Origin of the sequence: Klebsiella sp. PL-2018, assembly GCF_019048985.1 — a bacterium.
Taxonomy (GTDB): domain Bacteria; phylum Pseudomonadota; class Gammaproteobacteria; order Enterobacterales; family Enterobacteriaceae; genus Klebsiella; species Klebsiella michiganensis.
Genome location: NZ_CP077673.1, coordinates 989,099 through 1,010,407, shown reverse-complemented (window position 1 = coordinate 1,010,407; position 21,309 = coordinate 989,099). Strand labels below are relative to the sequence as shown.

Annotated in this window: 16 protein-coding genes; 7 read left to right on the top strand and 9 right to left on the bottom strand. The window is 55.8% G+C overall.

Features of this window, described 5'->3' with window-relative positions; all coding sequences use genetic code 11:
• Positions 1-94 precede the first annotated feature (94 nt).
• The gene (gene yacL, locus MKleb_RS04700) at positions 95-457 is read right to left on the bottom strand and encodes a protein YacL (protein WP_004098646.1); all 363 of its coding nucleotides are present in this window, start codon (positions 455-457) and stop codon (positions 95-97) included.
• Positions 458-632: 175 nt separating this feature from the next.
• Positions 633-3,230, bottom strand: coding sequence for a bifunctional aconitate hydratase 2/2-methylisocitrate dehydratase (gene acnB / locus MKleb_RS04695; protein WP_025106504.1), 2,598 nt, complete (start codon positions 3,228-3,230; stop codon positions 633-635).
• Positions 3,231-3,585: 355 nt separating this feature from the next.
• On the opposite strand from acnB, the gene MKleb_RS04690 reads away from it, so the two are divergent.
• Both MKleb_RS04690 and MKleb_RS04685 read left to right on the top strand, forming a co-directional pair.
• Entirely contained in the window at positions 3,586-5,190 is a 1,605-nt protein-coding gene (locus MKleb_RS04690) for a DUF3300 domain-containing protein (protein WP_025106503.1), read from the top strand.
• 10 nt (positions 5,191-5,200) lie between these two features.
• On the top strand, positions 5,201-6,001 hold the full coding sequence (locus tag MKleb_RS04685) for a DUF2950 family protein (protein WP_025106502.1): 801 nt from the start codon (positions 5,201-5,203) through the stop codon (positions 5,999-6,001).
• Between the two features lie 50 nt (positions 6,002-6,051).
• Here MKleb_RS04685 and MKleb_RS04680 read toward each other — a convergent pair whose 3' ends face one another.
• From MKleb_RS04680 to pdhR, 5 genes are all read right to left on the bottom strand, one after another.
• A complete protein-coding gene (locus tag MKleb_RS04680; RefSeq protein WP_014227938.1) occupies positions 6,052-6,336 on the bottom strand; it encodes a hypothetical protein in 285 nt (94 codons plus the stop codon).
• Between the two features lie 162 nt (positions 6,337-6,498).
• Positions 6,499-7,923, bottom strand: a complete 1,425-nt coding sequence (lpdA, locus tag MKleb_RS04675; RefSeq protein ID WP_004098637.1) for a dihydrolipoyl dehydrogenase — start codon at positions 7,921-7,923, stop codon at positions 6,499-6,501.
• Between the two features lie 207 nt (positions 7,924-8,130).
• The gene (gene aceF, locus MKleb_RS04670) at positions 8,131-10,011 is read right to left on the bottom strand and encodes a pyruvate dehydrogenase complex dihydrolipoyllysine-residue acetyltransferase (RefSeq protein WP_057173064.1); all 1,881 of its coding nucleotides are present in this window, start codon (positions 10,009-10,011) and stop codon (positions 8,131-8,133) included.
• A 14-nt stretch (positions 10,012-10,025) separates the two neighbouring features.
• Positions 10,026-12,689 (bottom strand): pyruvate dehydrogenase (acetyl-transferring), homodimeric type, encoded by a 2,664-nt coding sequence (gene aceE / locus MKleb_RS04665; RefSeq protein WP_004098634.1) that lies wholly within the window; start codon positions 12,687-12,689, stop codon positions 10,026-10,028.
• 119 nt (positions 12,690-12,808) lie between these two features.
• A complete protein-coding gene (gene pdhR / locus MKleb_RS04660) occupies positions 12,809-13,588 on the bottom strand; it encodes a pyruvate dehydrogenase complex transcriptional repressor PdhR (RefSeq protein WP_004098632.1) in 780 nt (259 codons plus the stop codon).
• A 653-nt stretch (positions 13,589-14,241) separates the two neighbouring features.
• On the opposite strand from pdhR, the gene aroP reads away from it, so the two are divergent.
• The 3 genes from aroP to MKleb_RS04645 all read left to right on the top strand — a co-directional run bounded on the left by aroP (position 14,242) and on the right by MKleb_RS04645 (position 18,146).
• Positions 14,242-15,612, top strand: coding sequence for an aromatic amino acid transporter AroP (gene aroP / locus MKleb_RS04655; RefSeq protein ID WP_086544283.1), 1,371 nt, complete (start codon positions 14,242-14,244; stop codon positions 15,610-15,612).
• A 177-nt stretch (positions 15,613-15,789) separates the two neighbouring features.
• On the top strand, positions 15,790-17,196 hold the full coding sequence (locus tag MKleb_RS04650; RefSeq protein WP_025106501.1) for a glycoside-pentoside-hexuronide (GPH):cation symporter: 1,407 nt from the start codon (positions 15,790-15,792) through the stop codon (positions 17,194-17,196).
• The gene (locus MKleb_RS04645; RefSeq protein WP_025106500.1) at positions 17,196-18,146 is read left to right on the top strand and encodes a glycoside hydrolase family 43 protein; all 951 of its coding nucleotides are present in this window, start codon (positions 17,196-17,198) and stop codon (positions 18,144-18,146) included. The genes MKleb_RS04650 and MKleb_RS04645 overlap by 1 nt, the downstream gene beginning before the upstream one ends.
• 31 nt (positions 18,147-18,177) lie before the next feature.
• On the opposite strand, the gene ampE is transcribed toward MKleb_RS04645, so the two are convergent.
• Together ampE and ampD are read right to left on the bottom strand one after the other, a co-directional pair.
• Entirely contained in the window at positions 18,178-19,032 is an 855-nt protein-coding gene (gene ampE / locus MKleb_RS04640) for a beta-lactamase regulator AmpE (RefSeq protein ID WP_004098628.1), read from the bottom strand.
• A 9-nt stretch (positions 19,033-19,041) separates the two neighbouring features.
• Complete coding sequence (gene ampD, locus MKleb_RS04635; RefSeq protein WP_009654552.1) at positions 19,042-19,593, bottom strand: 1,6-anhydro-N-acetylmuramyl-L-alanine amidase AmpD; 552 nt, start codon at positions 19,591-19,593, stop codon at positions 19,042-19,044.
• Positions 19,594-19,793: 200 nt separating this feature from the next.
• On the opposite strand from ampD, the gene nadC reads away from it, so the two are divergent.
• The gene (gene nadC / locus MKleb_RS04630) at positions 19,794-20,687 is read left to right on the top strand and encodes a carboxylating nicotinate-nucleotide diphosphorylase (RefSeq protein WP_217076503.1); all 894 of its coding nucleotides are present in this window, start codon (positions 19,794-19,796) and stop codon (positions 20,685-20,687) included.
• Positions 20,688-20,870: 183 nt separating this feature from the next.
• On the top strand, positions 20,871-21,302 hold the full coding sequence (gene ppdD, locus MKleb_RS04625; protein ID WP_014227930.1) for a prepilin peptidase-dependent pilin: 432 nt from the start codon (positions 20,871-20,873) through the stop codon (positions 21,300-21,302).
• Positions 21,303-21,309: the final 7 nt, after the last annotated feature.

The following is a 21,309-nucleotide window of genomic DNA, read 5'->3' as shown; positions in this document are numbered from 1 at the left end:
CAGTTTTAAAATGATTAATAAAAATCAAACCAGGCCGTTAAGGCCAAAAAAAAGCCGGACATAACTGTCCGGCCGTGGAAATGATTAACGTTGCTCAGGATTGACCTACAAATTTTCGATAGGCGTTGACGACCTGAAGAAAGTCTTCCACGCCGCATAGCGAGAGGCTTTCTTCGTCATAGTAGCTCATCCCCTCTTCTATCTCATCGCCGGAAAAATCCAGTTGGTTAGCGCGGATCATCACTTCTTCTCCGTCCAGCCATAGCGTGTATTCATGGCCGACGCGTTGCCAGGAACGTTCACTGCCTTTAACGGTGCGCGCGGCCTGCTCGACTTCGTCCAGCAGGGCAAGGTTATCTTTAACCTCTTCGTTGAACCAGTGGCCGATCGCCTCATGATCCATCGACATTCGCACCTTTACCACTCCGGTAATATCGCGCAGAAATTCGTAATCCATAGTCTTTTCCTCTGCAAGGGCAGTGCGTCACCGCTGCACTGTACCCATACAGTCATTATCGCAGCAGTGGAAGAGAAAAAAAGCGTGGTGGACGGAGGGACGGGAAATAAAAATGCCCGGTGATGCAAAGTTCACCGGGCATTGGCGGGATTATGTACAGCGCTGAGTTAGCGCATTACACCGCGGTCTGGAAAATAACCCCGTCGGCCTTCTCGGTGTACTGACCGAGCTGGTCGAAGTTCAGGTAACGATAGGTATCCGCTGCGGTTTTATCCACCTGAGCAACATAGGTCTGATACTCTTCCGGCGTCGGCAGTTTACCGATAAGCGCGGCCACGGCCGCCAGCTCCGCAGAGGCCAGGAAGACGTTAGCGCCGGTACCTAAACGGTTCGGGAAGTTACGGGTTGAGGTAGAGACCACCGTCGCACCGTCGGCAACGCGCGCCTGGTTACCCATACACAGGGAACAGCCAGGGATTTCAATACGCGCACCGCTCTTACCAAACACGCTGTAGTAGCCCTCTTCAGTCAGCTGCGCGGCATCCATACGGGTTGGCGGCGCCACCCACAGACGAGTCGGCAGCTGGCCTTTGTGGTTGTCCAGCAGCTTACCGGCCGCGCGGAAGTGGCCGATGTTGGTCATGCAGGAACCGATAAACACTTCATCGATCTTCTCGCCCTGCACGTCGGACAGCAAACGCGCATCGTCCGGATCGTTCGGCGCGCAGAGGATGGGCTCTTTGATATCGGCCAGATCGATATCGATCACCGCCGCATATTCCGCATCCGCGTCGCCTTCCAGCAGTTGCGGATCCGCCAGCCATTTTTCCATGCCCTGAACGCGACGCTCCAGCGTACGACGATCGCCGTAACCTTCGGCGATCATCCACTTCAGCAGGACGATGTTGGAGGTCAGATACTCAACGATCGGCTCTTTGTTCAGCTTAATGGTACAGCCCGCAGCGGAACGCTCGGCGGAGGCATCCGTCAGCTCAAACGCCTGCTCAACTTTCAGATCCGGCAGACCTTCAATTTCCAGAATGCGGCCGGAGAAGATGTTTTTCTTACCTTTCTTCTCCACGGTCAGCAGACCCTGTTTGATCGCATACAGCGGGATGGCGTGTACCAGATCGCGCAGGGTGATGCCCGGCTGCATTTTGCCTTTAAAACGTACCAGTACCGATTCCGGCATATCCAGCGGCATGACGCCAGTTGCGGCGGCAAACGCCACCAGGCCTGAGCCTGCCGGGAAGGAGATACCGATCGGGAAACGGGTATGCGAATCACCGCCGGTACCCACGGTATCAGGCAGCAGCATACGGTTCAGCCAGGAGTGGATAACGCCATCGCCCGGACGCAGCGATACGCCGCCGCGGTTCATGATGAAGTCCGGCAGCGTGTGGTGTGTGGTGACGTCCACCGGCTTCGGATAGGCGGCGGTATGGCAGAAGGACTGCATCACGAGGTCGGAAGAGAAGCCCAGGCACGCCAGGTCTTTCAGCTCATCACGGGTCATCGGGCCGGTGGTGTCCTGAGAGCCTACGGAAGTCATCTTCGGTTCGCAGTAAGCGCCCGGACGAACCCCGGCCACGCCGCAGGCGCGACCCACCATTTTCTGCGCCAGAGAGTATCCGCGGCTGCTTTCCGCCACGTCTTTCGCCTGACGGAACACATCGCTGTGCGGCAGGCCCAGCGCTTCACGCGCTTTGGTGGTCAGGCCACGGCCGATGATTAGTGGGATACGGCCGCCGGCGCGCACTTCGTCGATCAGCACGTCGGTTTTCAGCTCGAAGGTCGCCAGCAGTTCGCCGGTTTCGTGGTTACGGACTTCACCTTTGAACGGATAAACGTCGATCACGTCGCCCATGTTCAGGTTGTTTACGTCCACTTCAATCGGCAGCGCGCCGGCATCTTCCATGGTATTAAAGAAGATAGGCGCAATTTTGCCGCCGAGAACCAGACCGCCGCCGCGCTTGTTCGGCACGTTCGGAATATCGTCGCCCATAAACCACAGCACCGAGTTGGTGGCGGATTTACGCGATGAGCCGGTACCCACGACATCGCCGACGTACGCCAGCGGGAAACCTTTTTGCTGCAGTGCTTCAATTTGTTTAATCGGGCCAACGGCGCCGGGCTGATCCGGGTCGATGCCTTCGCGGGCGTTTTTCAGCATTGCCAGCGCGTGCAGCGGAATGTCCGGGCGGGACCAGGCGTCAGGGGCCGGAGACAGGTCATCGGTGTTGGTTTCGCCGGTGACTTTAAAAACGGTCACGGTGATTTTGTCAGCCAGTTGAGGACGGCTCAGGAACCACTCAGCGTCGGCCCAGGATTGCATAACCTGTTTGGCGTAGGCATTGCCCGCCTTGGCTTTCTCTTCTACATCGTAGAAGTTGTCGAACATCAGCAGGGTGTGGGACAGCGCTTTCGCGGCGATCGGCGCCAGTTTTGCGTCGTCCAGCGCGTCAATCAGGGGATGGATGTTGTAACCGCCCTGCATGGTGCCCAGCAGTTCGACAGCTTTTTCACGGGTAACCAGTGGAGAAGTCGCTTCGCCTTTGGCGATCGCGGCAAGGAATCCGGCTTTAACATAGGCGGCTTCGTCGACGCCCGGCGGTACGCGGTTAATTAACAGGTCTAACAAGAATTCTTCTTCACCCGCTGGCGGGTTTTTCAGCAGTTCTACCAGCGCGGCCATTTGGGTTGCATCTAAGGGTTTCGGTACAATCCCCTCGGCGGCACGCTCAGCTACGTGCTTACGGTATTCTTCTAGCACGACGGTTCTCCTCGCTCTCATTGTAAAATGCGGTAGGCGATTCTCTTCACGCTCCTGTGAGACAGCAGTTTGTAGGGTAAATGCCCGATACCGCGTCGGCAGCATAGCAGGATTTTGGCGGGGTGTTAATCTGTTTACAAAAAAGCAACATTAAAAATTAGCTGAATCGTTAAGGGCAGAATAATGCAGGTTTTCTGTCAATTTAGCGGTATATAAAATTAATTCTGTTACACATAATTGAGCAAAATCCCAACTAAAATCAAAAACGCAAATACGCGCTCTCTATACTCAGGCAATCCCCCGCTTTTCGACAATACTCTGTCAAAACGGGCCAATTATTGTGCCGGGAGTTCTCATGACACTGCCTTTCAAACCCCATCTGCTCGCGCTGCTCTGTAGCGCCGGGCTATTAGCCGCCGCGGGTACGCTCTACGTCAAAAGCCGGGAGCCGCAAACGGTTCCCGAGCCCCCCGCCGTTGCGCAAACGGCGCAGGCAACCGCCGCCGCCCAGCCGGTGACCACGACCTATACACCCGCGCAGATAGACCAGTGGGTCGCGCCAATCGCGCTCTATCCGGACAATCTGCTGTCGCAGGTGCTGATGGCTTCGACCTACCCGAGTAACGTTGTCCAGGCGGTAGAGTGGTCGCAGGATAACCCCACAATGAAGGGCGACGCGGCGGTGCAAGCGGTGGCAAATCAGCCCTGGGATCCCAGCGTAAAATCGCTGGTCGCCTTCCCTTCCCTGCTCGCGTTAATGGGAGAAAATGCGCCGTGGGTGGAAAACCTGGGTAACGCATTTCTCGCCCAGCCGCAGGACGTCATGGATTCGGTGCAGCGCTTACGCGCCATCGCCCAGCAGACCGGAACGTTAAAATCCACGCCGCAGCAGAAAGTCATCACCGCCACCCGCTCCGCGGCACCGGCACCGGCACCGGCTCCGGCAACGTCCACGGCCACCGCTTCCCGCAGCAGCAGCGCCGTGACATCCTCCGCCCCGGCGCAGGTGATTAAAATCGAATCAACCAATCCAAATGTGGTGTACGTGCCGGCCTATAACCCTTCAGTTGTTTACGGCGCCTGGCCTGACACCGCCTATCCGCCGGTCTACCTGCCGCCGCCTCCGGGGGAGCAGTTTACCGACAGCTTCGTCAAGGGGTTTGGCTATAGCCTCGGCGTCGCCACAACCTACGCTCTGTTCAGCAGCATCGACTGGGATGATGACGATCATCACCACCATGACGATGACGATCACCATCACGATGATGATCATCACGGCGGCTACGCGCACAACGGCGATAACATCAACATCAACGTCAATAATTTCAACCATATTACCGGGCAGAACCTGCCGGGAAACCACGCCAGCTGGCAGCATAATCCGGCCTACCGCGGCAATATTCCCTATCCGAACAATACGATTGCGCAGCATTACCATCAGACCAATGTTCCCGGCGGGCTTAGCGCGACCCAACATCAGCCCGCCGATCGCAACGCGCAGCGTCAGGCGGCCATGACGCAGCTACAGCAGCGTACCGGGCCTGCGGATAACGCGCTTAATCACGCGCCTTCCCGCGATGCCCAGCGCCAGGCCGCGTCGCAGCAGCTCCATCAGGTGACCCAGCGCAATAACTATCGCGGCTATGACGCCACGCCGGCGGTAAAAAATAGCGCCGTACAACAGCAGCATCGGGAAGCGGTCAAAACGCAAATTCAGCATCCGACGGCGCAGCAGCAACAGCGCCGTGAACAGGTCCGGGCCGCAACGCCCGAACAACGTCAGCAGAAGCTGAATAATCTGCACGCCAACGCCCTGAGCGGTAACGATATTCGCTCTCCCTCCTGGCAGTCTCAGCAGGAGCGCGGCCTGCAGAGCCGCCATATCTCGGGTTTAAGCAGCGAGCAGCGCAGCGCGGCCAGAGAACATCTTTCCGAACACCGTGAACTGCGCCGCCGTTGAGGATAATCAGATGAAAAAATTATTAAAAATGACGCTGCTGGCGCTGGCCCTGACGCCCGCCATGGCGCTGGCTCAGCAGCAGTTTTCCTCTCCGGAACAGGCCGCAAGTGCGCTGGCTGCGGCAATCGGCAGGCATGATGAATCTGCCCTAAACGGGCTGCTCGGCGATAGCTGGCAGCAATTTTTACCGCCGGAGGGCATCGACCCAGATGCCGTCGCTCGCTTTCAGCGCGACTGGAAAGTCAGCCATCGTATCGTTCAGCAGCAGAATAGCGCCTGGCTGGAGGTGGGACAGGAAGCATGGCGGCTACCGATCCCCATCATTAAGGATAAGAGCGGCTGGCGTTTTGATATGGCCGCTGCTGAAGATGAGATCCTGACTCGCGCGATTGGCCGCAATGAGCTGTCAGCCATTCAGGCGATGCACGCTTACGTTGATGCCCAGCAGGATTTTTATCGGCTAAACCACACCTGGGCGCAGCGGATTATCAGCAGCGATGGTAAGAAAGACGGCCTCTACTGGCCTGCCGCTCCCGGCGAAGCGCCCAGCCCGCTAGGGCCCGCGTTTAGCCCCGCCGAACCCGGCGAAGGCTATCACGGCTACCGTTTTCGCATCATTCAAGATGGCGAGGGTCAGGGCTTCGCCCTGCTGGCGTGGCCTGTGGAATGGGGAAAAACCGGCATCATGAGCTTTATGGTCAACCAGAATGATGAGGTTTATCAGGCTAATTTAGGGGATGAGACGCAGAGCAAAGCGCGCGCCATTTCGCAGTTTTCGCCGGATTCAGCCTGGCAGGCCATCAATCAATAGAAAAAAGCCCGGCGTGCGATAACGCCGCCGGGCCATATCTGTGTGCTGATTTAGCCCTGATGGGGCATCAGAGACGGGTCACCCGCAAAAGCCGGTTTAGTGCTGGTCAACGCCGCTTCATCAGAGCTGATGCTGCCGGAATTCGCCGCCCATACCCCTTCGCTGGTCTTTGTTATCTGCTGATGCTGCATATTCAAATCCTGGCCCATCGCCGCAATATGGGTGCTTTCGGTCCCGCCGCTGTTATCAGCCCAGGGAATAGCGGCATCGGCCGCGCAGGCCATACCCGAGACCAGCGTTGCTGCCAGCAGCGTCGTCGTTAAAACTTTTTTCATCACACACCTCACATATAGTTAACTACCTATAAGTTTATGAGTAACTATTTTTCAAGTATTAATAAGATATGCAATTTTATTAACGGCGACACAGTTCTAAACATCACCGATAAAAAAAGCGGCTCACTGAGCCGCTTTTTGGATTTTGCCTGAAAGAAAAATTTACTTTTTCTTCGCTTTCGCGTTTGGCAGGTCGGTGATGCTGCCTTCGAAGACTTCTGCTGCCAGGCCAACGGACTCGTGCAGAGTCGGGTGAGCGTGGATGGTCAGCGCGATGTCTTCAGCGTCACAGCCCATTTCGATCGCCAGACCGATTTCACCCAGCAGCTCGCCGCCGTTGGTGCCGACAATCGCCCCGCCGATAACGCGGTGAGATTCTTTGTCGAAAATCAGTTTGGTCATACCGTCAGCGCAGTCGGAAGCGATGGCGCGGCCAGAAGCAGCCCACGGGAAGGTGGCGGTTTCGTAGCTGATGCCTTTCTCTTTCGCTTCTTTCTCAGTCAGACCAACCCACGCAACTTCCGGCTCGGTATAGGCGATGGACGGGATAACTTTCGGGTCGAAGTAGTGCTTCATGCCGGCAATAACTTCGGCAGCAACGTGGCCTTCGTGAACGCCTTTGTGCGCCAGCATCGGCTGACCGACGATATCGCCGATAGCGAAGATGTGCGGCACGTTGGTACGCAGCTGTTTATCAACGCGGATAAAGCCACGCTCGTCAACTTCAACGCCTGCTTTACCGGCATCGAGGTTTTTACCGTTCGGTACGCGGCCGATAGCTACCAGCACGGCGTCGTAGCGCTGCGCTTCAGCCGGGGCTTTTTTGCCTTCCATGGAAACGTAGATACCGTCTTCTTTCGCTTCAACGGCGGTCACTTTGGTTTCCAGCATCAGGTTGAATTTCTTACTGATGCGCTTGGTGAAGACTTTCACCACGTCTTTATCGGCAGCCGGGATAACCTGGTCGAACATTTCAACCACGTCAATCTCTGAACCCAGCGCATGGTATACGGTACCCATTTCCAGACCGATGATACCGCCGCCCATAACCAGCAGGCGTTTTGGTACGGTTTTCAGCTCCAGCGCATCGGTGGAGTCCCATACGCGCGGATCTTCATGCGGAATGAACGGCAGTTCGATCGGACGGGAGCCCGCCGCGATGATAGCGTTGTCGAAGTTGATGACGGTTTTACCGTTTTCGCCTTCCACTTCCAGGGTGTTAGCGCCGGTAAATTTACCCAGACCGTTAACCACCTTCACTTTACGCCCTTTGGCCATGCCAGCCAGACCGCCGGTCAGCTGAGTGATGACTTTTTCTTTCCAGGTGCGAATCTTGTCAATGTCAGTTTTCGGTTCACCGAAAACGATGCCGTGTTCGGCCAGCGCTTTCGCTTCTTCGATAACTTTAGCAACGTGCAGCAGTGCTTTAGAAGGGATACAGCCGACGTTCAGGCAAACACCGCCGAGGGTGCTGTAACGTTCTACGATGACGGTTTCCAGACCTAAATCAGCGCAACGGAAGGCAGCAGAATAACCTGCGGGGCCTGCCCCAAGTACCACGACCTGAGTTTTGATTTCAGTACTCATCATGACCTCTGTTATTTGTATCCGGCGGGTCTGACGCTATTGTTTTTACGCCCATGTCCACCGGGACGTTCTATCCGCAAGCATTTTACAAAATTGTTAACAATTTTGAAACAACAAACGGCAAACGATTTTGTCCTTTATTGCTGGTAACTTCAAAACGCAGAAGAGATTACCAGAAAAAAGCCGGCCGTCAGGCCGGCTTTTTGCTTACATCACCAGGCGGCGAATGTCGCTCAGCATATTGTTGATGATGGTGATAAAGCGCGCACCATCAGCACCGTCGATCACGCGGTGGTCGAAGGACAGAGAGATCGGCATCATCAGACGCGGCACGAACTCTTTGCCATTCCATACCGGCTCCATCGCGGACTTGGACACGCCGAGGATAGCCACTTCCGGCGCGTTCACAATCGGTGCGAAGTGGGTGGTACCCAGGCCGCCGATGCTGGAGATAGTGAAGCAACCACCCTGCATTTCGCCAGCGGTCAGCTTACCATCACGCGCTTTCTTGGAAATCACGGTCAGTTCACGAGACAGCTCGGTAATGCTCTTCTTGTTCACGTCTTTGAAGACCGGAACAACCAGACCATTCGGGGTATCAACCGCCACACCGATATTGATGTATTTCTTCAGCGTCAGACGCTGTGCATCTTCAGACAGGGAGCTGTTGAAGCGCGGCATCTGCTCAAGCGCCGCGGCAACGGCTTTCATGATGAAGACCACCGGAGTGAATTTCACGTCCAGCTTACGCTTCTCAGCTTCGGCGTTCTGCTGTTTACGGAACGCTTCCAGATCGGTGATATCGGTTTTGTCGAAGTGCGTAACGTGCGGGATCATCACCCAGTTACGGCTCAGGTTAGCACCAGAGATCTTCTGGATACGGCCCAGTTCAACTTCTTCCACTTCACCAAACTTGCTGAAGTCCACTTTCGGCCACGGCAGCATGCCCGGGATACCGCCACCGGTAGCAGCAGGCGCGGCTTCAGCGCGTTTAACCGCTTCTTTCACGTAGGCCTGAACGTCTTCGCGCAGGATACGGCCTTTACGACCAGTTCCTTTCACTTTCGCCAGGTTTACACCGAACTCGCGCGCCAGGCGACGAATCAGCGGGGTGGCGTGAACGTAAGCGTCGTTTTCAGCGAACTCAGATTTGCCTTCTGCTTTTGCAGCAGGTGCAGCTGGTTTAGCAGCCTGAGCCGGTGCAGCAGCTGGTGCTGGAGCAGCCGGAGCTGCGGCAGGCGCAGCGCCTTCCACTTCGAAGACCATAATCAGGGAGCCGGTGGAAACTTTGTCGCCGGTGCTGATTTTGATCTCTTTCACGGTACCCGCGAACGGCGCAGGCACTTCCATGGAAGCTTTGTCGCCTTCAACGGTGATCAGTGACTGTTCAGCGGCAATTTTATCGCCCACTTTCACCATCACTTCAGTCACTTCAACTTCATCGCCGCCGATATCCGGCACGTGAACTTCTTTAGAACCTGAAGCTGCCGGTGCAGCAGCAGCCGGAGCGGCTTCCGCTTTCGCCGGCGCCGCGGCAGGCGCTGCGCCCGCCACTTCGAAGATCATGATCAGGGAACCCGTGGACACTTTGTCGCCGGTGTTAATCTTGATCTCTTTCACGGTACCGGCGAACGGCGCCGGCACTTCCATAGAGGCTTTATCGCCTTCTACGGTGATCAGGGATTGTTCAGCGGCGATGGTGTCACCCACTTTTACCATGATTTCCGTGACTTCAACTTCATCACCGCCGATATCCGGTACATGAACTTCTTTCGCGCTGGCGGCTGCCGGTGCTGCGGCGGCCGGAGCCGCTTCTTTCTTCTCTTCCTGCGCAGGTGCAGCTGCTGCTGCACCATCGGCGGAATCGAAAATCATGATCAGTTTACCGGTCTCGGTTTTGTCGCCGACGGAGACTTTGATCTCTTTAACGACGCCAGCCTGCGGAGACGGGACTTCCATAGAGGCTTTGTCGCCTTCTACGGTGATCAGCGACTGTTCAGCTTCAACTTTGTCGCCCACTTTGACCAGAATCTCGGTGATTTCAACTTCATCAGCCCCGATGTCCGGTACTTTGATTTCGATAGCCATTATTCTTTTACCTCTTACGCCAGACGCGGGTTAACTTTATCTGCATCGATGTTGAATTTAGTGATGGCTTCCGCAACCACTTTCTTATCGATTTCGCCACGTTTAGCCAGTTCGCCCAGCGCTGCTACCACCACGTAGGAAGCGTCAACTTCGAAGTGGTGACGCAGGTTTTCACGGCTGTCAGAGCGACCGAAGCCGTCGGTACCCAGTACGCGGTAATCATCGGCCGGTACGTAAGTACGAACCTGCTCAGCGAACAGTTTCATATAGTCAGTAGATGCGACTGCCGGAGCGTCGTTCATCACCTGAGCGATGTACGGAACGCGCGGCGTTTCCAGCGGATGCAGCATGTTCCAGCGTTCACAATCCTGGCCATCGCGCGCCAGTTCGGTGAAGGAGGTGACGCTATAAACGTCAGAGCCTACGCCGTAGTCTTTGGCCAGGATCTGCGCTGCTTCACGGACGTGACGCAGGATAGAACCGGAGCCCAGCAGCTGAACTTTACCTTTGCTACCTTCAACGGTTTCGAGTTTGTAGATACCTTTACGGATACCTTCCTCGGCGCCTGCTGGCATTGCCGGCATGTGGTAGTTTTCGTTCAGCGTGGTGATGTAGTAGTAAACGTTCTCTTGTTTCTCACCGTACATACGCTCCAGACCATCGTGCATGATGACCGCAACTTCGTACGCGTAAGACGGATCGTAAGAGATACAGTTCGGGATAGTCAGAGACTGAATGTGGCTGTGGCCATCTTCGTGCTGCAGACCTTCGCCGTTCAGCGTGGTACGACCGGAAGTCCCGCCGATCAGGAAGCCGCGAGCCTGCTGGTCGCCGGCCTGCCAGCAAAGGTCACCGATACGCTGGAACCCGAACATGGAGTAGTAGATGTAGAACGGGATCATCGGCAGGTTGTTGGTGCTGTAGGAGGTCGCAGCAGCCAGCCAGGATGCACCGGCACCCAGTTCGTTGATACCTTCCTGCAGAATCTGGCCTTTCTCGTCTTCTTTGTAGTAAGCAACCTGCTCACGGTCCTGCGGAGTGTACTGCTGACCGTTCGGGCTGTAGATACCAATCTGACGGAACAGGCCTTCCATACCAAAGGTACGCGCTTCATCGGCGATGATCGGCACGAGGCGGTCTTTGATGGATTTGTTCTTCAGCATCACGTTCAGGGCACGAACGAACGCGATAGTGGTAGAGATCTCTTTATTCTGCTCTTCCAGCAGCGGACCGAAATCTTCCAGGGTCGGCAGCTCCAGCTTCTCATCGAAGTTTGGCTGACGGCTCGGCAGATAGCCATGCAGTTTCTGACGCTGGGCGTGCAGATAGGTGTGCTCTTCAGAACCTTCCGGGAAGGTCACGTACGGCAGTTTTTCGATATCAGCATCGGCAACCGGCACGTTGAAACGATCGCGGACGTAGCGAACGCCGTCCATGTTCATTTTCTTAACCTGGTGAGCGATGTTTTTACCTTCAGCGGTGTCACCCATGCCGTAACCTTTAATGGTATGGGCGAGGATTACGGTGGCTTTGCCTTTGGTTTCCTGTGCTTTTTTCAGCGCAGCGTAGACTTTCTTCGGATCGTGACCGCCGCGGTTCAGGGCCCAGATCTGCTCGTCAGTCCAGTCGGCAACCAGCGCTGCGGTTTCCGGATATTTACCGAAGAAGTGCTCACGCACGTAAGCGCCATCTTTGGATTTGAAGGTCTGGTAGTCACCGTCAACGGTCTCTTCCATCAGCTGGATCAGTTTACCGCTGGTATCTTTACGCAGCAGCTCATCCCAGCGTCCGCCCCAGATAACCTTGATAACGTTCCAGCCAGCACCGCCAAAGATGCCTTCCAGTTCGTTAATGATCTTGCCATTACCGGTAACCGGGCCGTCAAGGCGCTGCAGGTTACAGTTGATAACGAAGACCAGGTTGTCCAGCTTCTCACGGGTCGCGATGGTGATCGCGCCTTTGGATTCCGGCTCGTCCATCTCGCCGTCGCCGAGGAAAGCGTAAACGGTTTGTTTGGAAGTGTCTTTCAGGCCGCGGTGTTCCAGATACTTCAGGAACTTAGCCTGATAAATCGCACCGATTGGACCCAGCCCCATAGAGACAGTCGGGAACTGCCAGAATTCCGGCATCAGTTTCGGGTGCGGATAAGAGGACAGACCTTTACCGTGAACTTCCTGACGGAAGTTGTTCATCTGCTCTTCAGTCAGACGACCTTCCAGGAAAGCACGCGCGTAGACGCCCGGAGAGATGTGGCCCTGGAAGTAAACCAGGTCGCCGCCGTCCTGCTCGTTGCGTGCGCGGAAGAAGTGGTTAAAGCACACTTCATAGAAGGTTGCGGAAGACTGGAAGGAAGCCATGTGGCCGCCCAGTTCGAGATCTTTTTTCGATGCGCGCAGAACGGTCATAATCGCGTTCCAGCGGATCGCAGAACGGATACGACGTTCCAGATCCAGATTACCCGGGTATTCCGGCTCATCTTCAACGGCAATAGTGTTCACGTAACCGCCGGTCGATGCGCCAGCAGCCACTTTCACCCCGCCTTTGCGGGCTTCAGAAAGGAGTTGGTCAATAAGATACTGAGCGCGCTCAACACCTTCTTCACGGATGACCGATTCGATCGCCTGTAGCCAGTCGCGAGTTTCGATCGGATCCACGTCATTTGGTAAACGTTCTGACATGGGGGGTATTCCTTATCTATCTAATCGTTGATTAATCTGGAACCTGTCCCATTGAATTCTCGTCAGAGAATGCAATAAGACAGGTTCTGCGTTTAGTTGCCGCGCTCTAAAAATGGCGCTTAAGAACCGGAGTTCTCATCTTTTCGTTGCTGTAAACGACGCAGTGAGCGTTCACGACGGCTCTGCTCACGGCTACGATCCAGCAAAATTTCCTCAATGAACGCCAGGTGACGATGCGACGCTTCACGCGCCTGCTCCGGTTCCCCGGCGATTATCGCCTCAAAAATGCGAGTACGATGATTGCTGACCTGCGGGAGCATCTCCCGACGGGCGTACAACAATTCAAAATTCTGGCGAACGTTCTGGGCCAGCATCGGCTCCATACAGCGTAGTAGATGGAGCAGCACCACATTGTGCGCCGCTTCGGTGACGGCGATTTGATACTGGACGACGGCATCGGATTCGGCGTCGAGATCGCCGGACTGCTGAGCCCGCTCAATGGCCTGATGCAGCTCGCGAATGCGTTCGCGGTCTTCATCATTGCTGCGCAGCGCCGCGTAATAAGCCGCGATGCCTTCAAGCGCGTGACGGGTTTCCAGCAGATCAAATTGGGATTCAGGGTGGTCGGACAGTAGCTCTACCAGCGGGTCGCTGAAGCTCTGCCACAGGCGGCTTTGTACAAACGTTCCGCCCCCCTGGCGACGAAGCAACAAGCCCTTAGCTTCGAGGCGTTGAATAGCCTCACGGAGCGAGGGACGGGAAACGTCGAACTGTTTTGCCAGTTCACGTTCTGGCGGGAGTTTTTCACCGGGGCGCAACGTCCCCTCAAGGATTAAAAACTCCAGCTGCTGCTCTATCACATCGGATAGTTTTGGTTGGCGGATCTTGCTGTAGGCCATATTCCCTGTCTCTGCCATTAGCCCGGAGTCAATTGGTCTTACCAATTCATAGTTCGTATCGCTAAAGTAACAAAGTATTCACCTTCTGTCCATACAGGTTTTGATTGAAATCATTAAACCCGGCACGTTTTAACAACCTTACAGAAATAACATTTCAAAAATGTAACCTTGCACAAATGTTGTGTTTACTCACAAAGAGGTAGTGTTAACGTAATAGAAACGAAAAATTACGCTATCTGAACCGATTCAACGCCTTATGAAGTGAATATAAATTCAATAAATTTGCATGGATGACAAATAATGGGTAGGCACTGGCGCATGGGGGTGGGATTTACAAATGGCGTCTTTTTGCTCGCTTCGTCATCATCCCTTCATAAAGCAGGTGCATTCAGCGGCGCTTATCACTATTCTCCATGATACGAAAGGCCTTTTCATGAATTCCCTCTCCGCCTTGCGTAAAGAAATAAGTACATCTACGGAATTTGATAATTACACAAACACAACAATATGTGCGCTACATCACTCGGGGCAAAACGGGCCGCAGGCTCAGTGAAATTTCGCTGACTATGCTATCAGGCAGGGATGGACAGCGAAGAAGTCACCTGATGGATGACGCGGACAAACATAATAACCATAACCACACACGAGGTTTCATGATGGAAGGTCAACAGCATGGCGATCGGCTAAAGCGCGGCCTTAAAAACCGCCATATTCAGCTTATTGCGCTGGGAGGCGCTATCGGTACCGGTTTGTTTCTGGGTAGCGCATCCGTCATCCAAAACGCGGGTCCCGGTATTATTCTGGGCTACGCAATTGCCGGTTTTATTGCTTTCCTGATTATGCGTCAGCTGGGCGAGATGGTCGTCGAAGAGCCGGTAGCCGGCTCATTTAGTCATTTTGCCTACAAATACTGGGGCGGCTTTGCAGGCTTCGCTTCCGGCTGGAACTACTGGGTGCTTTACGTGCTGGTCGCGATGGCCGAGCTGACCGCGGTCGGGAAATACGTCCAGTTCTGGTGGCCGGAAATCCCTACCTGGGTTTCTGCGGCCGTTTTCTTTATCGCTATCAACGCCATCAACCTGACGAACGTCAAGGTGTTCGGCGAGATGGAGTTCTGGTTCGCGATCATCAAAGTCGTCGCCGTCGTGGCGATGATCCTGTTCGGCGGCTGGCTGCTGTTCAGCGGCAACGGCGGCCCGCAGGCCACCGTACGCAACCTGTGGGAGCAGGGCGGTTTCCTGCCGCACGGCTTCACCGGGCTGGTAATGATGATGGCGATTATTATGTTCTCTTTCGGCGGGCTGGAGCTGGTCGGTATTACCGCAGCCGAAGCGGATAACCCGGAGCAGAGCATTCCGAAGGCCACCAACCAGGTCATCTACCGCATCCTGATTTTCTATGTGGGCTCGCTGGCCGTTCTGCTTTCGCTGCTGCCGTGGAGCCGCGTAACCGCCGATACCAGCCCGTTCGTCCTGATTTTCCACGAACTGGGCGATACCTTCGTCGCGAATGCGCTGAATATTGTGGTATTAACCGCGGCGCTCTCCGTTTACAACAGCTGCGTATACTGCAACAGTCGGATGCTGTTCGGTCTGGCCCAGCAGGGTAACGCGCCAAAAGCGCTGATGAGCGTCGATAAACGCGGCGTGCCGGTTAACACCATTCTCGTCTCCGCGGTGGTCACCGCGCTGTGCGTACTGATTAACTACTTCGCGCCGGAATCCGCGTTTGGTCTGCTGATGGCGCTGGTGGTTTCAGCCCTGGTGATCAACTGGGCGATGATTAGCCTGGCGCACATGAAGTTCCGTCGCGCTAAGCAGCAGCAGGGCGTGGTCACCCGCTTCCCGGCGCTGCTTTATCCGCTGGGCAACTGGATCTGCCTGCTGTTTATGGCGGGAGTGCTGGTGATCATGCTGATGACCCCTGGCATGGCGATTTCCGTCTACCTTATCCCGGTATGGATTGCCGTTCTCGGCGTCGGCTACCTGTTTAAACAGAAAACCGCCAGCGCCATTAAAGCATAATCCTGTATCTCCACAAGCTGTGTCCGCCCGCCGCTGGGCGGACACGGCGCATTGTTATCTGCTTCACACTTTCCCCCTGATAACCGATTTATCCATATCGTTAACCCTATCCTGCAACGCATTAGTCCATTACCCGGCTAATAATTCTCTCCATACCGCCACGGGGAGATCGCTGCGATGAATGGCAATAAGCTTTCAGTTAAAGAAAAAATAGGCTACGGGATGGGTGATGCCGGATGCAATATCATATTCGGCGCCATCATGTTGTTTGTTAACTATTTTTATACGGATATTTTTGGTCTCGCGCCGGCGCTGGTGGGCGTTTTGCTGCTTTCCGTACGCGTTATTGATGCCGTCACCGATCCGATCATGGGGGCGATGGCCGACCGTACCCGCAGTAAATACGGGCGCTTTCGCCCATGGCTACTGTGGATTGCCTTCCCGTACGCGCTGTTCAGCGTGCTGATGTTTACCACCCCGGAGTGGTCGTACAATAGCAAGGTTATCTATGCTTTCGTCACCTACTTCCTGCTCTCGCTGACCTACACCGCGATCAACATCCCCTACTGCTCCTTGGGTAGCGTGATTACGAATGACCCGAAGGAACGCGTGGCCTGCCAGTCCTATCGCTTCGTGATGGTCGGTATCGCCACGCTCCTGCTCTCCCTGACGCTGCTGCCGATGGCGGACTGGTTCGGCGGTGAGGATAAAGCCAAAGGCTATCAGATGGCGATGACCGTGCTGGCGATTATCGGTATGTGCATGTTCCTGTTCTGCTTTGCCACCGTTCGTGAGCGCGTAAAACCCGCCGTCCAGACCAACGACGAGCTGAAAAAAGATCTGAAAGACGTCTGGAAAAACGACCAGTGGGTTCGCATCCTGCTGCTAACGCTGTGCAACGTTTGTCCGGGCTTTATTCGCATGGCCGCCACCATGTACTACGTCACCTGGGTGATGCAGCAAAGCACCCACTTCGCCACGCTGTTTATCAGCCTCGGGGTAGTCGGCATGATGATCGGCAGTATGCTGGCTAAAGTCCTGACCGACCGCTGGTGCAAACTGCAGGTGTTTTTCTGGACCAACATCGTGCTGGCGATTTTCTCCTGCGCCTTCTACTTCTTCGACCCGCACGCCACCATGATGATTATGGTGCTCTATTTCCTGCTGAACATTCTGCATCAGATCCCCTCGCCGCTGCACTGGTCGCTGATGGCCGACGTGGATGACTACGGCGAATGGAAGACCGGCAAACGCATCACCGGCATCAGCTTCTCAGGCAACCTGTTCTTCCTGAAGGTCGGTCTGGCCATCGCCGGCGCGATGGTTGGCTTCCTGCTCTCCTGGTACGGTTACGATGCCGCTGCGAAGCAGCAAAGCGCCTCCGCGATTAACGGTATCGTATTGTTATTCAGCGTTATCCCCGGCATCGGCTATCTGATTACCGCCGGGGTGGTGCGTATGCTGAAGGTAAACCGCGAATTTATGCGGCTAATTCAGTCCGACCTCGAGAAACGCCGGATCAACTACAGCGAGCTCAACGACTATCAGGAACTGAAAACCGGCGAACAGGTAAGGAAAGCGTAATGAAAAACTGGCCGAATCCATTTATTGAACAACGCGCGGACCCGTATATTCTGCGCCATCAGGATAGCTACTACTTTATTGCCTCGGTGCCGGAGTATGACCGTCTGGAAATCCGCCGCTCAGCAACCCTTGAAGGTTTACGCCACGCGCAGCCGGTGGTCGTCTGGCGTAAACCGGACAGCGGCCCGATGAGCCAGCTCATATGGGCCCCGGAGCTGCATGAGATTGACGGCAAATGGTATATCTACTTTGCCGCCAGCCACACCCACGATCTGGATGCGCAGGGCATGTTCCAGCACCGCATGTTCGCGCTCGAATGCGCGGACAGCGACCCGTTAACCGGTAAATGGCAGGAAAAAGGCCAGATTAAAACGCCGCTTGATACCTTTGCGCTGGATGCCACCACCTTCCGCCATCAGGGTAAACGGTGGTACCTGTGGGCGCAAAAAGATCCTGAAATTAAGGGCAATACCAACCTCTATCTGGCTGAACTGGCAAATCCGTGGACGCTAAAAGGTCAGCCGGTCAGGCTGAGTCAACCCGAGTTTGACTGGGAGTGCCGGGGTTTTCTGGTGAACGAAGGCCCGGCGGTCCTGTTCCACGGCGACAAGCTGTTCGTCAGCTACTCCGCCAGCGCCACCGACGAAAACTACTGCATGGGCTTATTGTGGATAGACGTTAACGCCGACCCGCTGCGGCCGGAAAACTGGTATAAAGCGCCGCAGCCGGTGTTCCGTACCAGCTATGAGAATCGTCAGTATGGGCCCGGCCACAATAGCTTTACGCAGACGCCGGAGGGAGAAGATGTGCTGGTGTACCACGCGCGCAACTACACCGAAATCGAAGGCGACCCGCTGTACGATCCGAATCGCCATACCCGCCTGAAGCGGATTCGCTGGCAGGAAAACGGGATGCCTGATTTTGGCATCCCGGCAGCAGATACGGATTAAAAGCGAAACCTGCCCGCCAGCGGGCAGGTGCTTAGATCAGCGTACCGTAAATCGTCAGCAGCGCCATAATCACCACCACCACCAGCGATGTTTTTTTCGCCATGGAGACCGCCGCCTTCGGCGTCGCCACTTTATCCACGTGCGGCTCGCGCGCCAGCGAATACTGCGCCAGGCGCGTCAGCACCTGATACTGCGAAGAGTGGCGGTCGCCCAGCGAGGCAAACCACGCAGGCAAAGCCTTTTCCCCGTGCCCAACCAGCGCGTACACCACGCCGACCAGACGTACCGGAACCCAGTCGACCACGTGCAGAATGCCGTCAATACCCGACTGTAAGCGATGACGCGGCGTCTGATAACGCGCCAGCCAGGTCTGCCAGGCCCGCAGCGTACAGTAGGCAATCAGGGTTAACGGTCCCCACGGCCCGCCGACAACGAACCAGAACAGCGGAGCGAGATAGTAGCGGTAGTTAATCCACAGCAGCGCGTTTTGCAGCTCGCTCAGATATTCACGCTGGTCGCAGCCGGGCGGCACGCCGTGGATCAGGGTGAGCTCGCTGGCCATGGCGTCGCAGGCGCGGCTATCATCGCGCGCCGCCGCCTTCAGGTAGGCGTGATAGTGCAGACGGACTTTGCCCGCGCCGATGCACAGCAGGCCCAGCAGGATCCAGAACACCAGCAGAGGAATGTTAAACAGCTGCCCCTGCAGCAGACGCTGAATAATAAACACGACCGCCGCCGCCGCGACCGTCATCAGTAGGGTGGTGAGCAGGGAATAATGCTTTACCCGGCGAAACAGCACTTCCAGCCGGTGATCGAGCTGCCAGTGCTCGCCCAGCTTAAACAAACGCTCGGCAATGAGGACTAACAGCGTAGTGAACAACGTCATGGCATCTCCTTATTCTGACGACGGGGTTAACAGACCGCGAAATTTGACCCAGTCAAAAGCCGGGCCGGGATCCGTTTTACGCACTGGCGCAATATCGCTATGGCCGGTGATATTGTCAGCTATCGCCGGATAGCGCGAGATAAGCTGACGGGTAACGGCAACCAGCTGCTGATACTGCGCGTCGGTATAGGCCAGCTCGTCGGTCCCTTCCAGCTCAATGCCTATCGAAAAATCATTACAGCGCTCGCGCCCGTGATAGCTGGAAACCCCCGCGTGCCAGGCGCGCTGGTCGAAAGGCACATACTGCACGATTTCACCGTCGCGGCGAATCAGACAGTGTGCCGAAACGCGAAGATGCGCGATTTCAGCAAAGAAAGGATGGGCATGGGGATCGAGCGTACCGCTGAACAGGGCATCAATCCATGGCCCGCCAAATTCGCCGGGCGGCAGGCTTATATTATGCACCACCAGCAAAGAGGGGGTTTCATTATCCGGGCGGCTATCGTGGTGCGGCGAAGGAACCCGACGCGCCTCTTCCAGCCATCCCCCGTTCAACTGCATGTTGAGTCTCCTTTTACTAGCTTATGCATTCGCGGCACCGTGACCAAACAATCCCCGGCATCATACCCACGCTCGCTCGGCTGGCTAACGCCAAAACTTCACGCTGGCGCCGCCGACGAAAGGACGCGGATGTGGTACAGAAACGTCGTTCAGGTTAGCATGTTTCCCACTTCTGAATCTTATCTATCTGGAGCTTTATCATGACGCCTCGTCGCTACAATCCCGACCGCCGCCGTGACGCGCTGCTGGAGCGTATTAATCTTGATATTACCGATGCCGTCTCTCAATCCCTGCGGGAAGATTTAGGCGGTGAAGTGGATGCGAACAACGATATTAGCGCGCAATTATTGCCGCAGGATGCGCGCTCGCATGCCGTCGTCATCACCCGTGAAGACGGCGTGTTTTGCGGTAAACGTTGGGTAGAAGAAGTCTTTATTCAGCTTGCGGGCGACGACGTTAACTTCACCTGGCACGTTGCCGATGGCGACGCGGTAAAAGCCAATCAGCCGCTATTCGAGCTGGAAGGCCCTTCGCGGATCCTGCTCACCGGCGAACGTACCGCACTCAATTTCGTGCAGACGCTCTCCGGGGTGGCCAGCGAAGTCCGCCGCTATGTCGACCTGCTGGCAGGCACCAAAACTCAACTGCTCGATACGCGCAAAACGCTGCCGGGCCTGCGCACGGCGCTGAAATATGCGGTCCTGTGCGGCGGCGGGGGCAATCATCGCCTGGGCCTCTCCGATGCCTTTCTGATTAAAGAGAACCATATTCTCGCTTCCGGCTCGGTACGGCAGGCGGTTGAAAAAGCGTTCTGGCTGCACCCGGATGTGCCGGTTGAGGTGGAAGTCGAAACCCTTGAAGAGCTGGATGAAGCGCTGAAAGCCGGCGCTGACATCATTATGCTCGACAACTTCACTACCGACCTGATGCGCGAAGCGGTCAAACACACCAACGGCCAGGCGGCGCTGGAAGTCTCCGGCAACGTCACATTCGAGACTATTCGTGAATTTGCTGAAACCGGCGTCGATTACATCTCCGTTGGCGCGTTGACCAAGCACGTCCGCGCTCTCGATCTCTCTATGCGCTTCCGCTAATCCCCCTGCCCCGGTTCGTCGTTGATGCCGGGGCGCACTTTTGCGAGCCGGCTCGCACGCCAATAATCCCTCAATGCAACCCGCAAAAAAAGCCTGGAAGCGTGCTTCTCCAGGCGCGATCTGCCGCTCGTATCGCTAAACAAACCCCGGCAAAGTGCTCCCGAAGATAACAAGGAGCAACTTATGGACAAACAACGCGGCTTTACCCTCATCGAACTTATGGTGGTCATTGGGATCATCGCCATTCTCAGCGCAATCGGCATTCCGGCTTATCAGAACTATCTGCGAAAAGCGGCGCTTACCGATATGCTGCAAACCTTCGTCCCGTTCCGCACCGCCATTGAGCTGTGCGCGCTGGAGCACGGCGGATTAACCACCTGCGATGGCGGCAGCAACGGTATTCCCTCGCCCGCCACAACCCGCTACGTCTCGGCTATGACCGTCGCCACAGGCGTTGTCACGCTCACCGGGCAGGAAAGCCTTAATGGCTTAAGCGTCACGCTGACGCCGACCTGGGATAACGCTAACGGCATCACCGGCTGGCAGCGAGTGTGCAACATTACCGGCGATAGCGCACTCAAGCAGGCCTGTGAAGACGTGTTCCGTTTTAACTGAGGGCGCG

Bases quoted from the DNA above. Each gene is read 5' to 3' on its own strand.
- aceE (WP_004098634.1), bottom strand. From the start codon at position 12,689: ATGTCAGAACGTTTACCAAATGACGTGGATCCGATCGAAACTCGCGAC.
- MKleb_RS04650 (WP_025106501.1), top strand. From the start codon at position 15,790: ATGAATGGCAATAAGCTTTCAGTTAAAGAAAAAATAGGCTACGGGATG.
- ampE (WP_004098628.1), bottom strand. From the start codon at position 19,032: ATGACGTTGTTCACTACGCTGTTAGTCCTCATTGCCGAGCGTTTGTTT.
- aceF (WP_057173064.1), bottom strand. From the start codon at position 10,011: ATGGCTATCGAAATCAAAGTACCGGACATCGGGGCTGATGAAGTTGAA.
- MKleb_RS04680 (WP_014227938.1), bottom strand. From the start codon at position 6,336: ATGAAAAAAGTTTTAACGACGACGCTGCTGGCAGCAACGCTGGTCTCG.
- MKleb_RS04690 (WP_025106503.1), top strand. From the start codon at position 3,586: ATGACACTGCCTTTCAAACCCCATCTGCTCGCGCTGCTCTGTAGCGCC.
- ppdD (WP_014227930.1), top strand. From the start codon at position 20,871: ATGGACAAACAACGCGGCTTTACCCTCATCGAACTTATGGTGGTCATT.
- ampD (WP_009654552.1), bottom strand. From the start codon at position 19,593: ATGCAGTTGAACGGGGGATGGCTGGAAGAGGCGCGTCGGGTTCCTTCG.
- lpdA (WP_004098637.1), bottom strand. From the start codon at position 7,923: ATGAGTACTGAAATCAAAACTCAGGTCGTGGTACTTGGGGCAGGCCCC.
- aroP (WP_086544283.1), top strand. From the start codon at position 14,242: ATGATGGAAGGTCAACAGCATGGCGATCGGCTAAAGCGCGGCCTTAAA.
- MKleb_RS04645 (WP_025106500.1), top strand. From the start codon at position 17,196: ATGAAAAACTGGCCGAATCCATTTATTGAACAACGCGCGGACCCGTAT.
- yacL (WP_004098646.1), bottom strand. From the start codon at position 457: ATGGATTACGAATTTCTGCGCGATATTACCGGAGTGGTAAAGGTGCGA.
- MKleb_RS04685 (WP_025106502.1), top strand. From the start codon at position 5,201: ATGAAAAAATTATTAAAAATGACGCTGCTGGCGCTGGCCCTGACGCCC.
- nadC (WP_217076503.1), top strand. From the start codon at position 19,794: ATGACGCCTCGTCGCTACAATCCCGACCGCCGCCGTGACGCGCTGCTG.
- pdhR (WP_004098632.1), bottom strand. From the start codon at position 13,588: ATGGCCTACAGCAAGATCCGCCAACCAAAACTATCCGATGTGATAGAG.